Source organism: Geothrix sp. PMB-07 (assembly GCF_030758935.1).
Classification (GTDB): Bacteria; Acidobacteriota; Holophagae; order Holophagales; family Holophagaceae; genus Geothrix.
This window is the reverse complement of record NZ_CP132333.1, coordinates 267,687-287,067: the sequence shown is the minus strand read 5'-3', so window position 1 is coordinate 287,067 and position 19,381 is coordinate 267,687. Positions and strand designations below refer to the sequence as shown.

Annotated in this window: 17 protein-coding genes and 1 tRNA gene; 9 read left to right on the top strand and 9 right to left on the bottom strand. The window is 66.2% G+C overall.

Going from position 1 to position 19,381, the window contains the following annotated elements:
• Positions 1-72: 72 nt before the first annotated feature.
• The 7 genes from ligA to Q9293_RS01205 form a co-directional block, all read right to left on the bottom strand.
• Complete coding sequence (gene ligA, locus Q9293_RS01235) at positions 73-2,076, bottom strand: NAD-dependent DNA ligase LigA (protein ID WP_306249348.1); 2,004 nt, start codon at positions 2,074-2,076, stop codon at positions 73-75.
• A 67-nt stretch (positions 2,077-2,143) separates the two neighbouring features.
• The gene (gene rodA, locus Q9293_RS01230) at positions 2,144-3,229 is read right to left on the bottom strand and encodes a rod shape-determining protein RodA (RefSeq protein ID WP_306249347.1); all 1,086 of its coding nucleotides are present in this window, start codon (positions 3,227-3,229) and stop codon (positions 2,144-2,146) included.
• The gene (gene mrdA, locus Q9293_RS01225; RefSeq protein ID WP_306249346.1) at positions 3,226-5,127 is read right to left on the bottom strand and encodes a penicillin-binding protein 2; all 1,902 of its coding nucleotides are present in this window, start codon (positions 5,125-5,127) and stop codon (positions 3,226-3,228) included. Before mrdA ends, rodA begins: the two co-directional genes overlap by 4 nt.
• A 3-nt stretch (positions 5,128-5,130) precedes the next feature.
• Positions 5,131-5,613: a hypothetical protein gene (locus Q9293_RS01220; RefSeq protein ID WP_306249345.1), complete on the bottom strand. Its 483-nt coding sequence runs from the start codon at positions 5,611-5,613 to the stop codon at positions 5,131-5,133.
• On the bottom strand, positions 5,610-6,497 hold the full coding sequence (gene mreC, locus Q9293_RS01215; RefSeq protein WP_306249344.1) for a rod shape-determining protein MreC: 888 nt from the start codon (positions 6,495-6,497) through the stop codon (positions 5,610-5,612). The genes Q9293_RS01220 and mreC overlap by 4 nt, the downstream gene beginning before the upstream one ends.
• A 12-nt stretch (positions 6,498-6,509) precedes the next feature.
• The gene (locus tag Q9293_RS01210; protein ID WP_306249343.1) at positions 6,510-7,553 is read right to left on the bottom strand and encodes a rod shape-determining protein; all 1,044 of its coding nucleotides are present in this window, start codon (positions 7,551-7,553) and stop codon (positions 6,510-6,512) included.
• A 212-nt stretch (positions 7,554-7,765) separates the two neighbouring features.
• Positions 7,766-8,059, bottom strand: coding sequence for a glutaredoxin family protein (locus Q9293_RS01205; RefSeq protein WP_306249342.1), 294 nt, complete (start codon positions 8,057-8,059; stop codon positions 7,766-7,768).
• 55 nt (positions 8,060-8,114) lie between these two features.
• On the opposite strand from Q9293_RS01205, the gene Q9293_RS01200 reads away from it, so the two are divergent.
• Complete coding sequence (locus Q9293_RS01200; protein WP_306249341.1) at positions 8,115-8,711, top strand: hypothetical protein; 597 nt, start codon at positions 8,115-8,117, stop codon at positions 8,709-8,711.
• Between the two features lie 49 nt (positions 8,712-8,760).
• Here the strand turns inward: Q9293_RS01200 and Q9293_RS01195 are convergent, their stop codons facing one another.
• Complete coding sequence (locus tag Q9293_RS01195) at positions 8,761-9,360, bottom strand: hypothetical protein (protein ID WP_306249340.1); 600 nt, start codon at positions 9,358-9,360, stop codon at positions 8,761-8,763.
• A gap of 261 nt (positions 9,361-9,621) precedes the next feature.
• On the opposite strand from Q9293_RS01195, the gene Q9293_RS01190 reads away from it, so the two are divergent.
• Genes Q9293_RS01190 through Q9293_RS01165 form a run of 6 tightly spaced genes read left to right on the top strand, consistent with a single transcriptional unit; the run spans position 9,622 to position 16,346 of the window.
• Complete coding sequence (locus tag Q9293_RS01190; RefSeq protein ID WP_306249339.1) at positions 9,622-10,329, top strand: RDD family protein; 708 nt, start codon at positions 9,622-9,624, stop codon at positions 10,327-10,329.
• Complete coding sequence (locus Q9293_RS01185) at positions 10,326-11,273, top strand: stage II sporulation protein M (RefSeq protein WP_306249338.1); 948 nt, start codon at positions 10,326-10,328, stop codon at positions 11,271-11,273. Before Q9293_RS01190 ends, Q9293_RS01185 begins: the two co-directional genes overlap by 4 nt.
• Positions 11,270-12,829, top strand: a complete 1,560-nt coding sequence (locus tag Q9293_RS01180; protein WP_306249337.1) for a DUF4129 domain-containing protein — start codon at positions 11,270-11,272, stop codon at positions 12,827-12,829. The genes Q9293_RS01185 and Q9293_RS01180 overlap by 4 nt, the downstream gene beginning before the upstream one ends.
• 17 nt (positions 12,830-12,846) lie before the next feature.
• Positions 12,847-13,998 carry a DUF4350 domain-containing protein gene (locus Q9293_RS01175; RefSeq protein ID WP_306249336.1) on the top strand — a complete coding sequence of 384 codons (1,152 nt, stop codon included), beginning with the start codon at positions 12,847-12,849 and terminating at the stop codon, positions 13,996-13,998.
• A 36-nt stretch (positions 13,999-14,034) separates the two neighbouring features.
• On the top strand, positions 14,035-15,030 hold the full coding sequence (locus Q9293_RS01170; protein ID WP_306249335.1) for a MoxR family ATPase: 996 nt from the start codon (positions 14,035-14,037) through the stop codon (positions 15,028-15,030).
• Positions 15,027-16,346 carry a DUF58 domain-containing protein gene (locus Q9293_RS01165; protein ID WP_306249334.1) on the top strand — a complete coding sequence of 440 codons (1,320 nt, stop codon included), beginning with the start codon at positions 15,027-15,029 and terminating at the stop codon, positions 16,344-16,346. The genes Q9293_RS01170 and Q9293_RS01165 overlap by 4 nt, the downstream gene beginning before the upstream one ends.
• 93 nt (positions 16,347-16,439) lie before the next feature.
• On the opposite strand, the gene Q9293_RS01160 is transcribed toward Q9293_RS01165, so the two are convergent.
• Positions 16,440-16,515, bottom strand: a tRNA-Phe gene (locus Q9293_RS01160).
• A gap of 138 nt (positions 16,516-16,653) precedes the next feature.
• Between Q9293_RS01160 and Q9293_RS01155 the strand changes: the two genes are divergently transcribed.
• Positions 16,654-17,499: a tyrosine-type recombinase/integrase gene (locus Q9293_RS01155; RefSeq protein WP_306249333.1), complete on the top strand. Its 846-nt coding sequence runs from the start codon at positions 16,654-16,656 to the stop codon at positions 17,497-17,499.
• A gap of 400 nt (positions 17,500-17,899) precedes the next feature.
• Positions 17,900-19,213 carry a hypothetical protein gene (locus Q9293_RS01150; protein ID WP_306249332.1) on the top strand — a complete coding sequence of 438 codons (1,314 nt, stop codon included), beginning with the start codon at positions 17,900-17,902 and terminating at the stop codon, positions 19,211-19,213.
• Positions 19,214-19,381 lie beyond the last annotated feature (168 nt).

Genomic DNA, 19,381 nt, shown 5'->3' with positions numbered 1-19,381 from the left:
TCAAAATCCGATCATCGGATGCGCGTCCGACTCCGTCCAGGCCTTTTTGGAAGGAGGAAGGGGCCCCACCCATCATCCCTCCAGCCCCCGGAGCCAGGCCTCATCGCGCACGGGAATGCCCAGGGCCTCGGCTTTGGCGAGCTTGGATCCCGCCTTGTCACCGGCCAGCAACAGGGTGGTCTTCGCGCTGACACTTCCCGTCACCTTGGCCCCCAGGCGCTTCAGCAGGGCTTCAGCCTCCTCCCGGCCCAGGCTCGGCAACGTGCCCGTCACCACCGCGACCTCGCCTGCGAGGGGCAGCGCAGAGAGATCCCTGGGTACCGGAGGGGTGGGCTGAATGCCCAGCTCCGCCAGGCGAGCGGGCAATTCCGGATGCAGTTGGACGAAGGCCCGAACTGCGGCGGCCACCTTGGGGCCCACTTCTTCCACAGCCTGAAGACGATGCTCGTCGGCAGCCCATAGCGCCTCAAGTGAAGGATGGGCCTCCGCCAGCAGTTCCGCCGTACGGGCCCCCACCATGGGAATGCCCAGGGCGTGGATCCAGCGGGACAGCGGTTTCACGCGAGCCCCATCCAGGGCCGCGATCAGGTTCTGAGCCGATCTCTCCGCCATCCGCTCAAGGCTAGAGAAATAGGCCAGCCCGGAACGCGGGTCCTGCAGCAGGCTGAACAGCTCCCAGGGCTGCTGGAAGCGACCGGAGGCCACCACCTGCTCCACCAGCGCCTCGCCCATGCCCTCGATGTCCAGGGCCGAGCGGCCGCCGAAGTGCAACACGCGGCCCACCAGCTTCGCGGGGCATTCGGGATTGAGGCAACGGATGGCCACCTCCTCGTCGTCCGTCTTGCCCACGGGGCCCGCACATTCGGGGCAGCGGGCCGGGATGTCCGGCGCGGGCAGGTCCCGCGATTCCTCGCCGGGCACCAGGGCCACCACCTTGGGGATCACTTCCCCGCCCTTTTCGATGAAGACGCGGTGGCCAATTCTCAGCCCCAATCGCGCCAGCTCGTCGGCGTTGTGCAGGGTGGCACGGCGCACGGTGGAACCGCCCACCTCGACTGCCTCCAGTTCAGCCACCGGGGTCAGCTTGCCCGAGCGGCCCACCTGCCAGGTGATGCCCAGCACCGTGGTGGTCACTTGCGTCGAGGGGAACTTGAAGGCCACGGCCCAGCGGGGCACGCGATCCGTGGCGCCGAGCCGCTGCTGCATGGCCGGATCGAGCACCTTCAGCACCACACCATCCGTATCGAAGGGCAAGGCCAGCCGCGCTTCCGCTTGACCTCGGATGAAGGCCATTACCGCCTCCAGATCGCCTTCAGCATGGGCCGGCATCACTCCGAATCCCCAAGCGCCGAGCCGCGCCATGCCCTGGGCATGATTCGCGCCCTCGCCCTCAGGCCAGAGGGCCTGCCAGGGCAGGAAAGAAAGCCGACGAGCGGCCACTTCGCGGCTGTCCAGCAGCTTCATGGTGCCGCTGGCCGCGTTGCGGGGGTTGGCGAAGCGGGCTTCGCCGCGTGCATCTCGCTGCTGGTTCAGTTCCTCCCAGCGTTTGCGGGAGAGGAAGACTTCGCCACGAACTTCCAGCTGTTCGGGGGCGCCTTCAGGCAGCCTCAGCGGAATGTCGGCGATGGTCCGAGCGTTCTCGGTGACCAGCTCCCCCGTTTCGCCATCGCCCCGGGTGAGGGCCTCCACCAACTCCCGGCCCACGTACTTCAGCGACAGGGAAAGGCCATCCACCTTCAGCTCCACGGCATAGCGGGGCTCAGCCTCGGGCGCCAGCTTCCGCCACTTCACTTCCCAGTCCCGCAGCTCCTCTTCCGAATAGGCGTTGTCGAGGCTCAGCATGGGTGTCTGGTGGCGGCGCTTCGCGAAGGCTTCCACCGGCGGTGCGCCGACGCGCCGCGTGGGACTGTTGGGGTCCGCCAGATCGGGGTGGGCCTCTTCCAGGGCCCGCAGCTCCCGTTCCAGCGCATCGTACTCGGCATCTGAGACCGTGGGCTGATCCAGCACGTAGTAGCGGTGGCGGTGCTGTCGCACCTGATCGGCCAGATCCTTCAGGCGTTGCCGCATGTCGCTCATCTCACCCTCGGCTGACGTTGGCACTTCCGGGAGATTCGGGCCGGAAAAGCGGAACACAGAACCGCCATCACTTCACCCTCGACCGGTGGAGGATGCCCATGATGATGCCCAGGGCCAGGAAGAAGCTCAGGGTACTGCTGCCACCCGCGCTGAAGAAAGGCAGCACCATGCCCTTGTTGGGCAGGGCTCCCGCCACCATGCCCACGTTCACCAGCAAGTGCAGGGAAAAGATGCCCGCCGCGCCCGCACAGAAGTAGGCCTCGGCATTGGTGTGGGCGACCCGGGCCGCATCCAGGATGCGGCTTAGCAGCAGGCCGAAGAGGCCCAGGGCCAGCAGCACGCCGAGGAAGCCGCGTTCTTCCGCCCACACACTGAAGGCAAAGTCCGTCGTCTTAACCGGGAGGAAATTCAGCTGCGTTTGGGAACCGCTGGTGAAGCCCTTCCCGATGAGGCCGCCGGAGCCGATGGCGATGCGGCTCTGGTTCACCTGGTAGCCCTTGCCCTGCAGGTCGCTGGAGGGATCGAGAAAGATCATCACCCGCTGTTTCTGGTAGGGCTTCAGGGCGAACTTCCAGGCGCCAAAGCCGCCCACGCCGATCAGCAGCAGCAGGGCCACCACCCAGCGGGCCCGCAGTCCTTTCATGAGGGGGATGATGAGAAGAATCGGCAGGTAGCTGAGGGCCATGCCCAGGTCCGGCTGGCGCTGGATGAGCAGCATGGGGAACACCACCAGGCCCACGGCGCCGAACAGTTCCAGACGGCTGACGTGCTCTGCGTTGCGGGAACCCAGGCGCTGGGAGACATAGAGCAGCGTCACCCACTTCATCAGCTCGGAGGGCTGGAAGGTCTGCCCAGCGATGACGAACCACCGCGTGGATCCGCCGATCTTCTTGCCCACCACCAGCACTGCCGCCAGAGCCACCAGGCCGATGAGGTAGGAGGCGAAGCTGTAGCGGAAAATGCGCCGCGGATCCGTGGTGGCCAGCAGCAGCATAAAGGTCAGGCCCAGCAGGTTCCACACGCTCTGCCGAAGCCAGATGGTGGCCTGGGGCGTTTGGCGTCCCGCCGAGAAGAGCGTGAGCGTGCCCAGGGCGATGAGGGCCATCAGCACCCAGAGCAGACGCGGGTCCAGGGCCCGGAAGCGCTCCTTCATTCGGGCGCCTCCTGGGGTTGGGTCTGCTGGGGCGCGAAGGGATCCACCATCTTGCCGCGGGGCGGCGGAATGGGATTGCTGAGGCGATCCGCAAACCAGTACTTCACCAGTTTGGCCGCCACCGGAGCTGCCGCGGTGGAGCCGAAACCAGCGTTCTCCACCACCACAGCGAAAGCGATCTGAGGGTGCTCTTGCGGCGCGTAGCCCGCAAAGAGGGCATGGTCCTTGAGTTTCTTGGCCTGGCGCGCGTAGTGGGCCTTGTCCACGAAGGTGGCCACCTGCGCGGTGCCCGTCTTGCCCGAAAAGGGCGTCCCCTTGGCGATTTCGCGGATGAAGGGATTGGCAGCGGCGGTTCCGTTCAGCACCACTTCCCGCAGACCCTCATCCAGGATCGCCCAGTGTTTCTCATCCAGCGGCGTGTCCTTCATGGGAGGAACCGGAGCCGGTTCCAGACTGTTTTTCTGATCGTCGCGGAAGCCGTAAAAGAGGTGGGGGGTGAGGAGCTTGCCCTTGGTCGCCAGCAGCGCGTAGAACCTTGCCAACCCAATGGGCGTGACACCCACGGCCCCCTGGCCGATACCCACGCTGATGGTTTCGCCCGCGAACCACTTGGGATCCTTCGGCCTTGCCGCTCGCTTCCACTCACGGCTGGGAATGCGGGTGCGTTTTTCCTGGGGCAGATCGATACCCGTGCGCTCCGTGAGGCCGTACTTCTCCGCCGTGGCGTAGATGTCGTCGACATCCATGCGGGAGGCCAGCTCGTAGAAGTAGACGTCGCAGCTCTGCGCGATGGCCTGAATCATGGAGAGGCTGCCGTGGCCCGTGGGCTTGTCGCAGCGGTAATCACGGCCGTAGAAATTCTTCTTCCCGGCGCAGTAGATGGGCGTCTGGGGCGAGATGATGCCGCGTTCCAGGGCCGCCAGGGCCACCAGCAGCTTGAAAGTCGAACCCGGCGCGTAGATGCCCTGAGTGGCCCGGTTCACCATGGGCCGCGTCACGCTGTTGGCCAGGTAGCGGTCCACCATGTCCTGGCTGAGACGGTTCAGGAAGAGGTTTGGATCGTACGAGGGGCTGGAATACAGGGCCAGCACGCCGCCATCGCGCAGATCCAGCACCACCACGGCGCCGGATTCCTCCCCCATGGCGTCCTGGGCCACCTTCTGCAGGCCCGCATCCAGGGTGAGAAAGAGGCTGCGCCCCGTCACCGCGTCGTTCTGCCCGAAATTCGCAACTTCGGTACCGAGCTGATCCACCAGGATGCGCTTCTGGCCATCCACGCCTTTGAGCTTGTCATTGCCGCTGGCCTCGAAGCCCTCCTTGCCGATGGTTTCGCCCAGACGGTAGAGGTCAGGCTTGACTTTCATCATCAGTTCATCGACTTCACCCACATAACCCAGCACGTGCCCCGCCAACTCGTCGCCCAGGTAGACCCGCCGGGGCGCCACTTCCACGCTGAGGAAGGGATAGCGGGCGCGAATCCGCTCGGCGATGGCGATGCCCGCCTCGTCCAGGTTCTCTTTCAGCACCAGGGGGCGGCCCTTTCCCGCGAAACGGTAGCTCTGGATCTTCCGAGTGAGGGCGGCGGGATCCAGCTCCAGGGCCGCGGCCAGCGAGGCGATCACCTCGGGCTTGGTGGGCAGGTCCTCACGCTGGACCACCAGGTGCAGGGCACGGCGGTTGTCCACCAGGCGGTGGCCGTTGCGATCCAACACCAGGCCCCGGGGCGCGGGAATCGGCCGCACCTTCACCGCCTGCTGCATGGCCAGCGACTTGAACTCCGAATGTCGCACCAGCTGCAGCCAGGCATAGATGAGCACCAGCAGCGCCACCAGGCACCAGGTCAGGCCCCGGAAGACTCCGAGCCTCCGGCGCAGAACGGGACGGTGCCGGGGATCCATGGCTCAGCGCCGCCCAGCCCCGGCGTGGAGCATGCGCCAGGCGAGCCAGCCCCATAGCGGCAGGGTCACGAGAACCAGGAGCCAGCCCCAACCCCAGGGATGGGCCACCGTCGCCAGGCGCACGGCGGCGTGCACCAGCAGGGTCTGCAGAAGGCAGAAGGCCGCGAGGCGCGCCAGCCAGCCCTTCAGACCCTCCAGGGGCCAGCGTCCGGCCATCCAGCCTGCCAGCAAGGCCACGCTCATATCCGCCCAGGCGGTGCCGCCCAGGTGAGGGTAGAGACGAAGGGAACCCTCCAGCGCCCAACCCGCGGCCAGCGCCCAAAGCGCCGTGGGCAGGGGAGCGCCCGCCCGTGGCGCGAGGGCCAGCACCAGCATGGCGTGAAGGATGAGCTGAAGCCGCGGAAAGGGCGCGCAGAGCAACAGCAGGCCCAGCAGCAACGCGCAGAAGAGGTTCTGGCGGGTGATGGAGGGCGCGGCCAGCCTCATGGCGCACCTCGCTTCCGCTGGGGTTTCTGATCGGGTTCGATGAAGGGTGGCTGGACTTCGAGCGGCGGCTGCGGCGGCAGCAGCAGCACATGGCTCACGCGATCCAGCGGCGCCGCCAGATTGACGATGACCCGCAGCTCCAGATCGCCCTGGGCCACTTCAGCCACGTAACCCACCAGCAGGCCCCGGGAAAAGACACGGTCCAGGCCGCTGGTCAGCACCGCCTCACCCACCTGCACGACTTCCTGGTTGCTCACGTAGCGGATGAGCGCCCTGCCGGAACCGAGGCCCTGCAAGACTCCCGTCGCCCGGCTGCGCATGAGCATGACCGCCACGGAGGCATTCGGGGCATCGGCGGGAAGCACCTTGGACTGCGTGGCGTTGACAGACCAGAGCCGCCCCACGATGCCTTCCGGCACGAGCACACCCTGATCGGGTACCAGCCCCGCATCCTGCCCCCGGTCCAGGATGAGGCCGCCGAAGGTGGCCGGGCGGGTGGCGAAGATCACCCGCGCCGAGGCCAGTTCCAGGGGAATCTGCTTCTTCAGGGCGAGAAGGCGCACAGCCTCGTCGGCTTCCGCCACCCGCGGCGCGTTCTGGGCGTCCTGCACCTTCAGCTGGGCCAATTCAGCGGATAGCTGGGCGTTCTCAGCGCGGAGTTGGGCCAAGGTGCGGCCGGCATCGCGCCGATTGATACGCCAATCGGTCCAGCGGGCGGCCAGCCCTTGGGTGGGTCGCGACACGGCACCAGCGACGGCGGCCCAGTGGCGGCCGGGATGAGGCCCCAGGAACACCCACACACCATGGCCCAGCCAGAGCAGCAGCACGACGAGGCGTTGCCAACCCGTGCGGCTCCAACCCCACCTGGCAGCGCGGAACGCCATGAAAAGGCTCCTCTAGTCGAGGATCTGGATGCGGCGCAGGAGGGGAATGTTCTCCAGCAGCAGCGCGGTGCCCCGCACCACGGCGGTCTGGGGATCCTCTGCGCGGAAAACCGGCAGATGGGTTTCCTTGCGCAGGCGCTCGTCCAGGCCCTGGATGAGCGAGCCGCCGCCCGTGAGGCAGATGCCGCGGTCGATGAGATCCGCCGCCAGCTGGGGCGGGGTCTCGTTCAGCGCCTTGCGCACCAGATCGATGATGGCGTTGATGGGCTCGGCCAGGGCTTCGCGGATTTCGGCGTCGTTGAGGGTGAGTGTCTTAGGCAGGCCTTCGAACTGGTCGCGGCCACTCACTTCCATGGTGCGCGTCAGTTCCGAGGGCGAGGCGGAACCCAGAGTCCACTTCACTTCCTCAGCGGAGGCTTCAGAGATCAGCACGTTGTACTTTTCGCGGATGTACTTGATCACGGCCTCGTCCATCTCGTCGCCGGCGATGAGGATGGAATCCGAGAACACCTTGCCGTTGTAGCTGATGACGGCCACGTCCGTGGTGCCGCCGCCGATGTCGACGATCATGCAGCCGCGCTTTTCGTTGATGGCGAGACCGGCGCCGATGGCGGCCACCATGGTCTGATCGACGAGGAAGACTTCACCGGCCTTGGCGTCGTAGCAGACCTGCTTCACGGCGCGGCGGGCCACCTGATGGGCCCGGGGCGGCACGCTGACGACGATGCGCGTGCGGGCGATGCCGCGGTTGGGGCGCGCCTTCGCGATGAACTGGGCCAGCATCTTCTCGGCGGCATCCACCTCGAAGATCATGCCGTCCTTCATGGGCCGGATGGTGCGCACGCCCTGAGGGGCGCGACCCAGCAGCTGCTTGGCTTCATCACCCACCGCTTCCACCTCGTGGGTGAGCGTGTTCACGGCGACGATGGAAGGTTCATAGATGACAATGCGCCCAGCCTGTTTCGTGTGGATCAGGGTCGACGCCGTGCCCAGGTCGATGGCCAGGTCCGAATTGAACAGGTTGGACCAGAACTGGCTGGAAAAAATACTGGCCACAGAGGACTCCCGGAGAACCTCTTAGGGTGCCACGAACCGGACGCAACGGCCACCACTGGCAGGAAATCCAGGCATTCAGCCCTTCGCCGCCAGCAGCTCCTCCACCAGCAGGTCCCCGTCCAACCGCTGTCCCGACCATGTGGGTCGCGGAGCAGGCTGCTGTGCAGCCTGCAAAGCGGGGCCCCACAGGGAGGGAATCACGAACGCGAGGGTCAGCCCTTGCCCGCCAGCAGCTCCTCCACCAGCAGGTCCCCATCCAGGCGCTGGGGCAGTTCCTTGTGATAGCCCCGGACCCAGCGCTTCCCATCCACCAGGATGTAGGGAATGGCCCGCTTTCCGGTCTCGGTTTCCAGCTTTTCCGCGGCCCCGTCCTCGTTTTCGATGTCCACTTTCCGGTGGGCGATCTGATGCTCCGCCAGCCAGGCCTCCAGACGACGGCAGTCCGGGCACCAGGTGGCGCTGTAGACCGCCAGATCCAAGCTGGCCAGCTCCTCAATTCGACTCATGGGATCTCCCGGGACCTGTCATTCTGGATCCTTTGATGCCTTTTGGGGAGCTTCCATGTCCAAGATGATCCGCCATGCCGCCCTCCTCGCAGGTTCGGCGCTTCTGCTTTCGCTGGCCTGCAAGCCCAGCAAGCCCGACACCAGTCGCGTCATCGCCAATGTGGGCGGCGAGAAGATCACCGAGGCCGAGTTCCGCGATGTGGTCACCACCCTTTCAGCGGATCCCAAGGAGGCCCAGACCTTCCTGACCGACCCCGCAGCCCGCGAAGAGCGCGCCCAGCTGGCCAACCGCATCGCCATGTCCCGCGCCATCACCTCCTACGCCAAGCAGACGGGCCTGGACAAGGATCCCAGCGTCCAGCGCCAGCTGGAACAGCAGCAGGCCAACGTCTACTTCCAGGCCCTGGCCAAGAAGCGCATGGGTGCCGCCGAACCCACCGACGAACAGCTGCTCGCCTTCTACAAGGAGCAGGTCGAACGCATGAAGGCCCAGGGCGGCGCCACGGTACCCCCCTTCGAGGCTGTGAAAGCCCAGGTGGCCCAGGGCTACAAGCAGCAGCGCATGGCCACCATCAGCCAGGACATCCAGAAGGAAATCAAGGCCAAGGTGCCCGTCACCCTCGCCGATGACTACCGCCCCGCCGGGGAATAGCCCGCGCAACAGCGCTGTCGTGAACGGGGCTCCCAAACGGGAGCCCCGTTCACTTCTGGAAAGTGACTTCGCCCGCCTTCACCTTGACCAGCAGGCTGTAGCGGCCCTGGCCTTCCCGGTGGAAACTGCGGAACAGGCCCTCTTTGTCGCCGCCGAAGGGGCCGGGGTGGATCTCGCCGGCCCAGACCGAAGCGGACACCGATCCGTAGGCGCTGGCATCTCCCACCTGAACCACCACCTCGCCCGCATGGAGGCGCAGATCCTTGTCGCCCTCCACGCCATGGATCTTCACCTCGCCCGCGGACATCCGGAGAATCAGGTTGATGCTGCGGGGAACCTGGACCTCGTACTGGAAATCATGGTGGGGCGTGTCCGTCACTCGCAGCCGGGCCGGATGCCCCGATGGCTCGAAGCGCACCCGCAGATGAGCGAGATCCAGCTCCTTGGCACCTGTGAAACGCACCCGCACATGGCCATCCTCGCTGGGGAGGATGGTGAGACCCGCCGCCTCTGAATCCAGCGAAAGCACGTTCCCCACAGGTTGCCCGAGATCCTGCAAGGTGCGGCTCATGCCGTGGCCGTCCATTGGAGCCTGGGCAAACAGGGAGGCTCCTGTGAGACCCGCCCAAAGGACAAGGGATTTCCACATGGCCACCTCCGGTGCTGTGGCTAGCTCTACGCGGAGCCACCGCACCCGTTTACGCCTGGGCAGCACCCCACGCCGAATCACCGCGGGGATACAGCCCTGCATAACCACAGAGGTCGTGGGTCCGATCCCGTTACCATGGAACGCCCCCGGGACCCCTATGACCGCCCCCCCTCCCTCTGAAGCCCCGGCTGCGCCCGACGCGGAGCGCGGCTTCTCCGACCCCACGGGCCGACCCCTCGTGGTCGCGGCCCAAGCCTAGCCTTGTCCGGCCCAAGCCCATCCCTGACCGTCGTCGATACGGTGCGAACCATCGAGACGCCGGAGGGCGTGGAGCTGCAGCTCCGTCCCGCCGGCCCCGTGGCGCGGCTCTGGGCCTTTGCCGCGGATCAGGCCCTGGTCTGGATCGCCTTGATGGTCGTGGGCATCGGGCTGGCCTTTCTCGGGCCCCTGGGTCTGGGCCTGTGGCTCATCCTCGCCTTCTTCGCCCAGTGGCTCTATCCGGTGTTCTTCGAGGTGCTGGGTGGGGGCCGGACCCTGGGCAAGCGCTGGGTCGGACTCCGCGTGCTCATGGCCGATGGCCGCCCCGTGGGCTGGAGCCCCAGCCTCATCCGGAACCTGTTGCGGGTGGTGGATGGGCTGCCGGGCGCCTACACGGTGGGCCTGATCAGCCTCCTGCTGACGCGGGATTTCCAGCGCATCGGCGACCTCGTGGCCGGCACCCTCGTGGTGCACGTGGAAGCCAGCATCCAGGCGCCCCGGCTGCCCATGGCCGAGCCCATGGCGCCATCCCATCCCCTCACGCTGGAGGAGCAATCGGCCCTCATCTCCTTCGCAGAACGCAGCACGCGCCTCACCCCGGCGCGCAGCGAAGAACTGGCCAACGTGCTCGTCCCCCTCAGCGGCGCGAGAGGCGCCAAGGGCCTGGCCCACCTGCTGGGCATGGCCCGCTACCTGTGGGGCGGCTCATGAGGCAGCAGCTCTTCGAGCAGCAGCACCGGCCCTTGTGGGAGAACCTGCTGGGCTGGGTGGAAGACCGGCCGACCCTCGGCGTCGAGGATGCGCCATCCTCCTACCGGCAGCTCTGCCATCACCTGGCCGTGGCCCGGGAGCGGCACTACAGCCCGGCGCTGGTGGAGCGGCTTCAGCAGCTGGCCCTGCGCGTTCACCAGAAGCTTTACGGCGAGCGCGGCGAGGGCCTGCTGAGCGCCTGGCGTTTCCTGTGGCACGACCTGCCCCGGCAGGTGCGGGAGGAATGGCGGCTGGTGGCCGTGTCCAGCCTGCTCTTCTTCGGCACCTGGATCGCGGCCTTCCTGCTGGTGCGGGCCCATCCCAACCTGGTGCACTTGCTGCTGAGCCCGGACGAGGCCGCCAAATACGTGCAGATGTACGATCCGAAAACCCCCGTGGCTGGCGCCACCGGGGCGACCCGCGACGTCATGATGTTCGGCTACTACATCCTCAACAACATCGGCATCGATTTCCAAGTGTTCGCCTCGGGCCTGCTGGCGGGCGTGGGGCCGCTGTTCTTCCTGCCCTTCAACGGCCTCCACGGCGGCACGGTGATGGCGCACCTCACCAACCACGGGTTGACGGCCACGTTCTACGGCTTCATCAGCGGCCACAGCTCCTTCGAGCTCATCGGCGTCGTGCTCAGCGGCACCGGCGGCCTGCGCATGGGCATCGCCTTCATGCACCCGGGCCGCCGCTCTCGCCTCGCTGCGTTGAAGGACGGCGCCAGGCGTGGCTCCCGGCTGCTGTTCGGCGCGGCCATCCTCACCTTCATCGCCGCCTGCTTCGAGGGCTTCTGGTCCGCCAACACCCTGGTGCCCTGGAAGGCCAAGGTGGCCCTGGGTCTCCTGTTCTGGGTGCTGCTCTGCCTCTGGCTGCTCCTCGCAGGCCGGAGGCGCCCGTGAAGCCCGCCGCCGCGAAACAGGCGGGCATGGGCTTCGTGCCCCGCACCCGCTCGACCCTGGAGGCCGTGGACCTGGGCCTCAGCCTGCTCCAGGCCCACTGGAAGCCCGTTGCCGCCCTGTGGATCCTCCAGCTGGGCCTGGTGCTGGCGCTCTGCCTGCCCTTTCTATACGCACGACCGCTGTGGATCCTGCTCCTCCTGTGGTGGCTCAAGCCCTGGCTGGATCGGGGCGTGCTCTTCGTGCTCAGCCGCGCCGTATTCGGCCAGCCCACCTCCCTGTGGGACGCCCTGGGTGAATGGCGGAACCTTCACCGCTGCGGCCTTGTGGCGGGGCTGCTCTGGCGGCGCTTTTCGCCCATGCGCAGCTACGTGCTGCCGATCTTCCAGCTGGAAGGCCTGCGCGGCCTCGCCTACCGCCAGCGTGCGCGGGTGCTGACGCGGCAGGGCGGCGGCACTGCCTTTCTGCTCACCTGCTCGGGGTGGGTCTTCACCCTGCTCAGCCTGGTGGGCGTCATCGCCCTCCTTCAGGCCATGCTGCCGCCCGGCAGCCGCCTGCAGCTGTGGGAAGGTTTCGGTGCCATGAACACAGGCTTTCAGTGGTTCCTGGTCGGTGTGGCGCTGCTGGTGCTCACCCTCACGGAGCCTCTGTTCGTGGCCGGGGGTTTCGGCCTCTACCTGAACCGGCGCACGCATCTCGAAGGCTGGGATCTGGAGCAGGCTTTCCGCCGCATGGCCGCCCGCCTCAGCGTGGCCCTCCTCCTGATTCTGGGCGGGCTGGGGCTCCGCGCTCAGGAGCCCCCAGCCACGCCAGCACCCGCCCAAACCGAAGGCGCCCCCACCCCATCGCCCACCCCGAACAAGGGGCCCATCCGTCCCGGGGAGGAGGCCCGCTTCCGCGCCCAGCGCATTCTGAAGGAGGATCCCGCCTTCAAGCGCACCGAAGAGATTCGGACCCTCCGCTACGATCCCACGGGCAGTGAGCCGAAATGGCTGCGCAGCCTTCTGGATTTCTTCTTCGCCAAGAAGGAGCCCGCCAAACCCACCGCGCCCCGCAACCTGGATTTCCTGAAGGCCCTCTTCGATGTGCTGGCCATGGTGGGCAAGATCCTGCTCGTGGGCAGCCTGCTCGTCTTCCTACTGTGGTTGATCTATCGTTTTCGGCACCGTCTCGGCCTGCCCGGGGCGAAGGCCCAGGCCTGGGAGGCCCCCGAGGCCATCGCGGGACTGGATATCCGGCCGGAAAGCCTGCCGCCGGATGTACCCGCCGCGGCGCGTCTTCTCTTTGCCAACGGTGAAGCCCGGGCCGCGCTGGCCCTGCTCTATCGGGGCGCTCTGGCCGAGCTGGTCCATCGCCGCGGGATGGAGATTCCCGCCAGCGCCACCGAAGGCGATTGCCTGCGGGCGGCCGGAAGCCGACTGGAAGCGGATTCTGCCGCCACGTTCCACGACCTCACCACCAGCTGGCTGCGTCTCGCTTACAAGGATGAACGCCCCTCAGAGGAATCCTTCGATCACCTCTGCGCCTCTTGGCCCGCCGCCTTCCAGGGGCAGCCATGAGTTCCGGCCCGAGCGCGATGCGGCGACTTTTGTTCACCCTCCTGATGGCCTTCCTCGCGGGGTGCGCCACACTGGTGTGGCTGAGCCGCCATTCCTTCCGCCGAGCGCCCCAGAGCATCGAGGTGGGGCTGCGCGGCGAGGCCCTGGAGAACCCCACCCTCCTGCTGCAGAAGTGGCTGGAGGCCGAAGGCCGCCTCGTGCAGCGGAAGGGCGGCGAAGTAGTGGCCCCGGAACTGCCCGAAGGGGCCGTTGTGTTGCTGCTCCACCTGAGCCAGCCTCTGACGCAAACCGAGGTGGACACCCTGCTGGCTTGGGTGCGCCGCGGTGGCCACCTGCTGACCGATGGCACCGCCGCACCCTTCAACGATGACCGAGGCCTGGCCCTGCTGCACCAGACCCTGGGCGTCACCCTTCAGAACAAGCAGGCCGGTGAGCCGAACCTGACGGAGGCAAAGCAGCAGGAGGACACGGACACCTTCCACGACGGAGAACAGCCCTACCGGGTGCGCCGCACGGCGCGGTGGCGCCTGGTACCCGAGGATGCCAAGGCGTGGAGCTACAGCCTGGGCGACAAGGGCCTGGAGGTGCTGCTCACCCGCGTCGAAGGCAAGGGGCGCATCACCCTCACGCCGGATCTCAACTTCGTCTACCGCGATTCCCTGGGGCAACTGGATCACGCAGCCTACGTGCAGCGGCTTCTGGCCCTGCAGTCGGGATGTGCTCCGGTGGTGATCTGGTCGCGCCCCGTGGAGCTGTCCCTCTTCAGTTGGGTGTGGGAGCACGCGCGGGCGCCGCTGCTGGCCCTGCTGGCGCTCGTGGGCGCCTGGGTGTGGAAGGGCTGGCCCCGCTTCGGCCCCATGCTGCCCGAGGCCAAGCCGCAGCGGCGTTCCCTGCTGGAGCACCTCAGCGCCAGCGCGCGTCTGCTCTGGCATGGCGGCGCCGCACCCCACCTGGTGGCCTGCACCCGCGAAGCTCTGGAGCGCCGGGCCCAACGCCTGAACCCCGCCTACGAATCCATGGACCTCGGCGCCCGCGCCGCCTGGTTGGCCCAGACCGCGGGCGGCAACGCCGATGCCATCGGCGCTGCGCTGGATGCTCGGCCGGGCCGATCCTCCCATCAGCTGGCCCAGGATCTCCTCACCCTCGAACGCCTCCGGCAACGCCTCTGATCGCCCACTGACCAAGCATCTTCACGGGACCGCCTCATGACAACCTCGACCCCCACGCCACTCCCCGATCCCGCCCGCATCCAGTGGGCCGCCGAACAGGCCGAGGCCCTTCGCACGGAAATCCACCGCGCCCTCGTGGGCCAGGAGGCCGTGGTGGGCCAGGTGCTGGCGGCCTTCCTCGCCGGAGGCCATGTGCTGCTCGAAGGCGTTCCGGGCCTGGGGAAGACGCTGCTGGTGCGGGCCCTGGCCACCACCTTTCGCGGCGCCTTCGCCCGCATTCAGTTCACGCCGGACTTGATGCCGAGCGACGTCATGGGACACGCCCTGTGGGACATGAAGAGCGAGCAGTTCCATCTGCGTCGCGGCCCGGTCTTCACGAACCTGCTGCTGGCCGATGAAGTGAACCGCGCCCCGGCCAAGACTCAGGCGGCCCTGCTGGAAGTGATGCAGGAGCAACAGGTCAGCCTGGAGGGCCGCACCCTGCCCGTGCAGGCCCCCTTCATGGTGCTGGCCACCCAGAATCCCATCGAGCAGGAGGGCACCTATCCGCTGCCCGAGGCCCAGCTGGACCGCTTCCTCCTCAAGGTCCACATGGGCTATCCAGAGGTTCACGAGGAAGTGGCCCTGGTCCGCCAGGTCACCACCGGCACTGTCGGCGATGCGCTGCGGGTGGACGAGGTGCGCCCCCTCATGAGCGCCACCGAGGTGCTGGAGCTGCAGGCCCTGGCCGCCAGCGTGCGCGTGGACGAGGCGGTACTGGACTACGCCGTGCGCATCGTGCGCGCCACCCGCGAGTGGCCCGGCATCGCCATCGGCGCCGGGCCTCGCGGTGCCATCGCCCTGGTCCGCGTGGTGCGGGCCCATGCCCTCCTCGAAGGCCGGGACTTCACCACCCCTGACGACGTGAAGGCCCTGGCCCTTCCCGCCCTGCGCCACCGCCTGCAGCGCAGCCCCGAAACCGAAATCGAGGGCCTGGGTTCGGACGACCTGCTGCGGGCCATCCTGGCCAAGGTGCCGGCCCCCCGCGCATGATCCCCACCCTCCCCCTGCTCCGCCTCCTGGCCGCCTGGACCCTGCTGGGTCTGGCGGCCTCGGTGTGGGCGCGCCTGATGCCGGTCTGGCGCATCTGCGGCTGGGTGTTGCTGGGGTTCCTCCTGCTGGACCTCCTCCTCACCCTCTGGCCCAAGCAGCTCAGCGGAGCGCGGGAAGCCCCATCCAGCCTGGCCCTGGGCGAGTGGCGGGAGATCCGTGTGCGCCTGCGCAACCCCTCTCGGTTCCCTCTGCACGTGGAGCTGTTCGACCACCACCCTTCGGATTTCGACAGCCGGGGCCTGCCGAGCGAGCACCATCTTCCGGCGCAGGGATTCCTTGAGCAGCCTTACCAGGTGCGCCCCACGGCCCGGGGCCAGCGCGCCTTCGGCCCCATCCAGGTGCGCCTTCGCACCAGCCTCGGCCTCTGGGCCCGCCTCCTGAGCCTGCCCGCTCCCCTTCCCGTGCGCGTCTTCCCTGATTTTGCCGCCGTCGCCCGCTACGCCTTGCTGGCCACGGACCAGCGGCTGTCCATGCTCGGCATCCTCAAACGCCCCCGCCGCGGTGAGGGCTTGGATTTCCACCAGCTGCGGGAATTCCGGCAGGGCGACACCCTGCGCCAGGTGGACTGGAAGGCCAGCGCCCGAAGCCGCAAGCTCATCAGCCGCGAGTACCAGGACGAGCGCGATCAGCAGGTGGTGTTTCTGCTCGACTGCGGGCGGCGCATGAAACCCCTCGACGAGCTGGATGGCACCGAACTGGGCCACTTCGACCAGGCCCTCAACGCGCTGTTCCTCCTCAGCTACGTGGCTCTGAAGCAGGGCGACGCCGTGGGCGTGACCACCTTTGCCGAAGACCATCCGCGCACCGTGGCGCCCCACAAGAGCCTGGCTACGCTGGAGAGACTGTTCCAGGAGCTCTTCGATGTGCAGCCCACCACCCACGCGCCGGACTACCTCGCGGCGGCGGAGCGCTTCCTGAAGCAGTTCCGCAAACGCAGCCTGGTGGTGTTCATCACCAACCTGCGCGATGAGGAGGACGCCACCCTTCTGCCCGCGTTGAAGCTGCTCCGAGGTCGCCACCTGGTGATGCTCGCCAACCTGCGGGAAGGCGTGGTCGATGGCCTGCTGGCCCAGCCCGTCCACGATGTGGAGGCCGCCCTCGACCACGCCGCCGCCCACGACTACATGGCCCGGCGCCGAGCCCTCTTCCAGCACATCCACCACCAGGGCGTCGGCGTGCTGGACGTGAGCCCCGCCAAACTCCCCACCGCCCTGGTGAACCGCTACCTCGAGCTGAAAGCAGGCGGCGTCATCTAAGCCCGCCAACGGCCAGGCATGGTTCCGATCAGATTTCACCGATGACCGGAGCCTACCCACAAACATCAAGGCCCCCAACCGGGGGCCTCGACGTGGTGCCTGGAGACGGAATCGAACCGCCGACACATGGATTTTCAATCCATTGCTCTACCAACTGAGCTACCCAGGCAGGAAGGATCAGGATACCCGGTTGCAACACTTGCGACCCTGGTCATAGATCCCACGCCCAGCACCTTCGCCCCATGTAGGGGAAATGTAGGGAATGGTCCCTCCGCTGTCTTGAAGCGCCTCCACTTCGGAGGACGCCATGACACGCAGCAAGACCCCAGGACTCACCCAGCGGGGCGGGTCTGTCTGGAACTACGACATCGTGGTGGATGCGGTCCGCTACCAGGGATCGACCAAGACCACGGACCTGAAGACCGCCACCCTGTTCCTGAGTCAGCTTCGCCTGGACATCGCCCGGGGCAAGCTCGCCCTCAAGGACACCCGCCGAACCCTACTGCTGGAGGAAGTCCACCTGGAGTTCCTGGCGTCCAAGACCCCTTCTGCGAGTCCCCGCTACATCACCTCTGCCACCGCGCACTGGCGGGTGTGGATCGCCCCTCGCCTGGGCAAGACCCCCGTGGATCGCATCGACGCAGCTATGGTCGACCAGTTGAGGAACGACCTCCTGGTGGCAGGGCGGTCCCCCGTCTATACGAACAATGTCCTCATCTCCCTGCGGACCCTCCTCAACTTCGCCGTGAAGCGCGGAAGGCTGCGGAAAGCCCTTAAGGTGGAGTTGCTGAGGGTGCAGCGGAAGCCCCGCCCCACCGTCCCCGCCAGTCGTGTGTCGGATTTCCTCGCCGCCTTTGACCACGCCACGAAGAACCCCCAGGTGCGGGTGATGGTGCGCGTCATGCTGGGATTGGGACTGCGCTCCAGCGAGGTCGCCGGGATGCGCTGGGACTGGATGGACCTGGAGCAGCGGACCTACACCGTGGGACGCGCAAAGGGCAAGGAGGCGCGGGTGCTGCCCATCCCTTCATGGGTGTGGGACGCCCTATCCACCATGCCCAAGGGCACCCTCAGCGGCTTGGTCTTCCCTGGGGACCCGTCCAGACCATCCTCCGGGAAGCTGCCAGCAAGCCGGAGGACGCAGAATCGGTGATTCAGTTCTGGGGACCGAAGCTGGAAAAGGGTGAGTTCAAGGTCATCAACAACCCCGGTCCCAAGTAGCTCACCGCCTACGCCGCTTCGACATGCTTCCCGGGAATGCCCCGACTCGCCTCGTCAGGGAGAAGCCCAAATACACCCGCTTGCCGTTGGGGGTCGTGATCTGGATGCCGGTCGTGTGGGACACAGCGCTAACTAATGCGGTGGGGTTCACGGCTCCCCCCCACCGGGGGGGGACGCGATGAAGGCATGGCGGAGGGGCGTGGAGGCTTCGCAACCAGGTTCGGGGGCTTAAAGCGATCAAGCGTGTTTGATCTTGTCAGACCATGTGGGGGCACTTCACTCTGACCGTGCTGGTATAACCTGAAATGGCGGGAGACCACGGAGAGTCTGTTATGGGCTTGCTTGATGGCGTGAAGTCATTGTTTGCAAAAAAACAACATGCTCCAACCAAGTTCGAGTTCTCCGAGCAGGCATTTTCCATGCTGCCATTTGAGTTGATTCGAAAGAACGAATCTCCGTTTGACGGTTGGGACGCGCTAGGAGATGGTGCCCCCGAGGAGGCGAAGCAATTCTGGAAAGGTTGCCTAATTCAGTATCAGTTGTTCATTTTCCACACCATTGTTGCTGGAAAGTGGGGGGGTGAAGTCGCAAGTCGCATACTTCGAACTCAGCGGACGAAGCTCAATGAAGCAGAAACGGGCTGGGGGGACAATCATGTGGCGGGAATCGAGAACATCCAGAACGCAGTGACTCGCGCACTGGATACGCCTCTCCAGGTTAAGGGGAAGGGCGGTGAGGACCTTTTAGCGCCGCTCGAATACCACCTTGCGATGTGGTTCTTGGTTGGTAGCGACGGATCCCCATTCAAGATCGACCATGACACTCTTGAACGGGATGGTGCCCCGCGATTTGTGAATGAAGAGGATTGGAAGTTGGCGCTCGATCTTGAGCGCGTGAAGACCAAGACGGTGGATTACTTCCAGAGGATGATGGATCTCGTAAATCTCACCCACGAGCAGGTGGGGACTGGTGCCCTTGTTCCCATGACCCTCGATGAAGTGAGATCGAAGGTAGAAGGGAAGACGTTCCGGGAGGTTTGCGAATTTTGGGAGGCGCACCAAGGTTCCGCTCCAAGCATGGGAGTTCTGCTCGGCGTGAGTCAGCGCCTTTATGAACTTGCGTATTGGGAATCAGGCGTTTCCGTGCAGGAACGTGGGCTTGCAGTGAAATGGGGTGACGCCATCACGGAAGATATTGTGCAGTTCTTCGAACAGCAAAATAACTTCGATGGGGTAAAAGCGATCCGGGAAGCCGCTTCGCACATGAAAGACAACGGCGATTTGAACCGCCCATATGGGAAGGCACACGAGAGGGAGAGTGCAAAGAGCAAGAAGTCGTCCAAGCGCCGCTCTGAGAAGCGAGCGGACATCCGGAACGGGATGTGGGACGACCTCCAGAACTTCTTGGTGGAGCATTGTGAGAAGGGGGAAGAACAGCGTGTTACGGTCGGCGACCTCTGGGTGAGGTTCCGCAGTGCTGCGCCCTGGGTTTCGGAGCACCGAGGGGTGTTCGGGGCGATCATCCGTGAAGCGATGACAGCACGCTTCCCATCGGGAGTGGAGCGGAAGAAGGATCGCGGCGGGTACTACTTCGTGGGAGTCGGACTTTGCGCTGAAGGGAGCAGAGTTAATTCGTTAGCTGCTTAGAGGCTCCCTCACACTCACCCCACAGTCACTCACCCCCCCCTATCGTATATGTTGCTGGGGATTCCGGCTTTTCACGCTCCGTTTTTGGATGAGGCAAGCACCAGACCTGTTTGGGAACGCCTGATCGCAAGGCGAGCATGACTCTGTCAATGTAGCCTATTATCAATA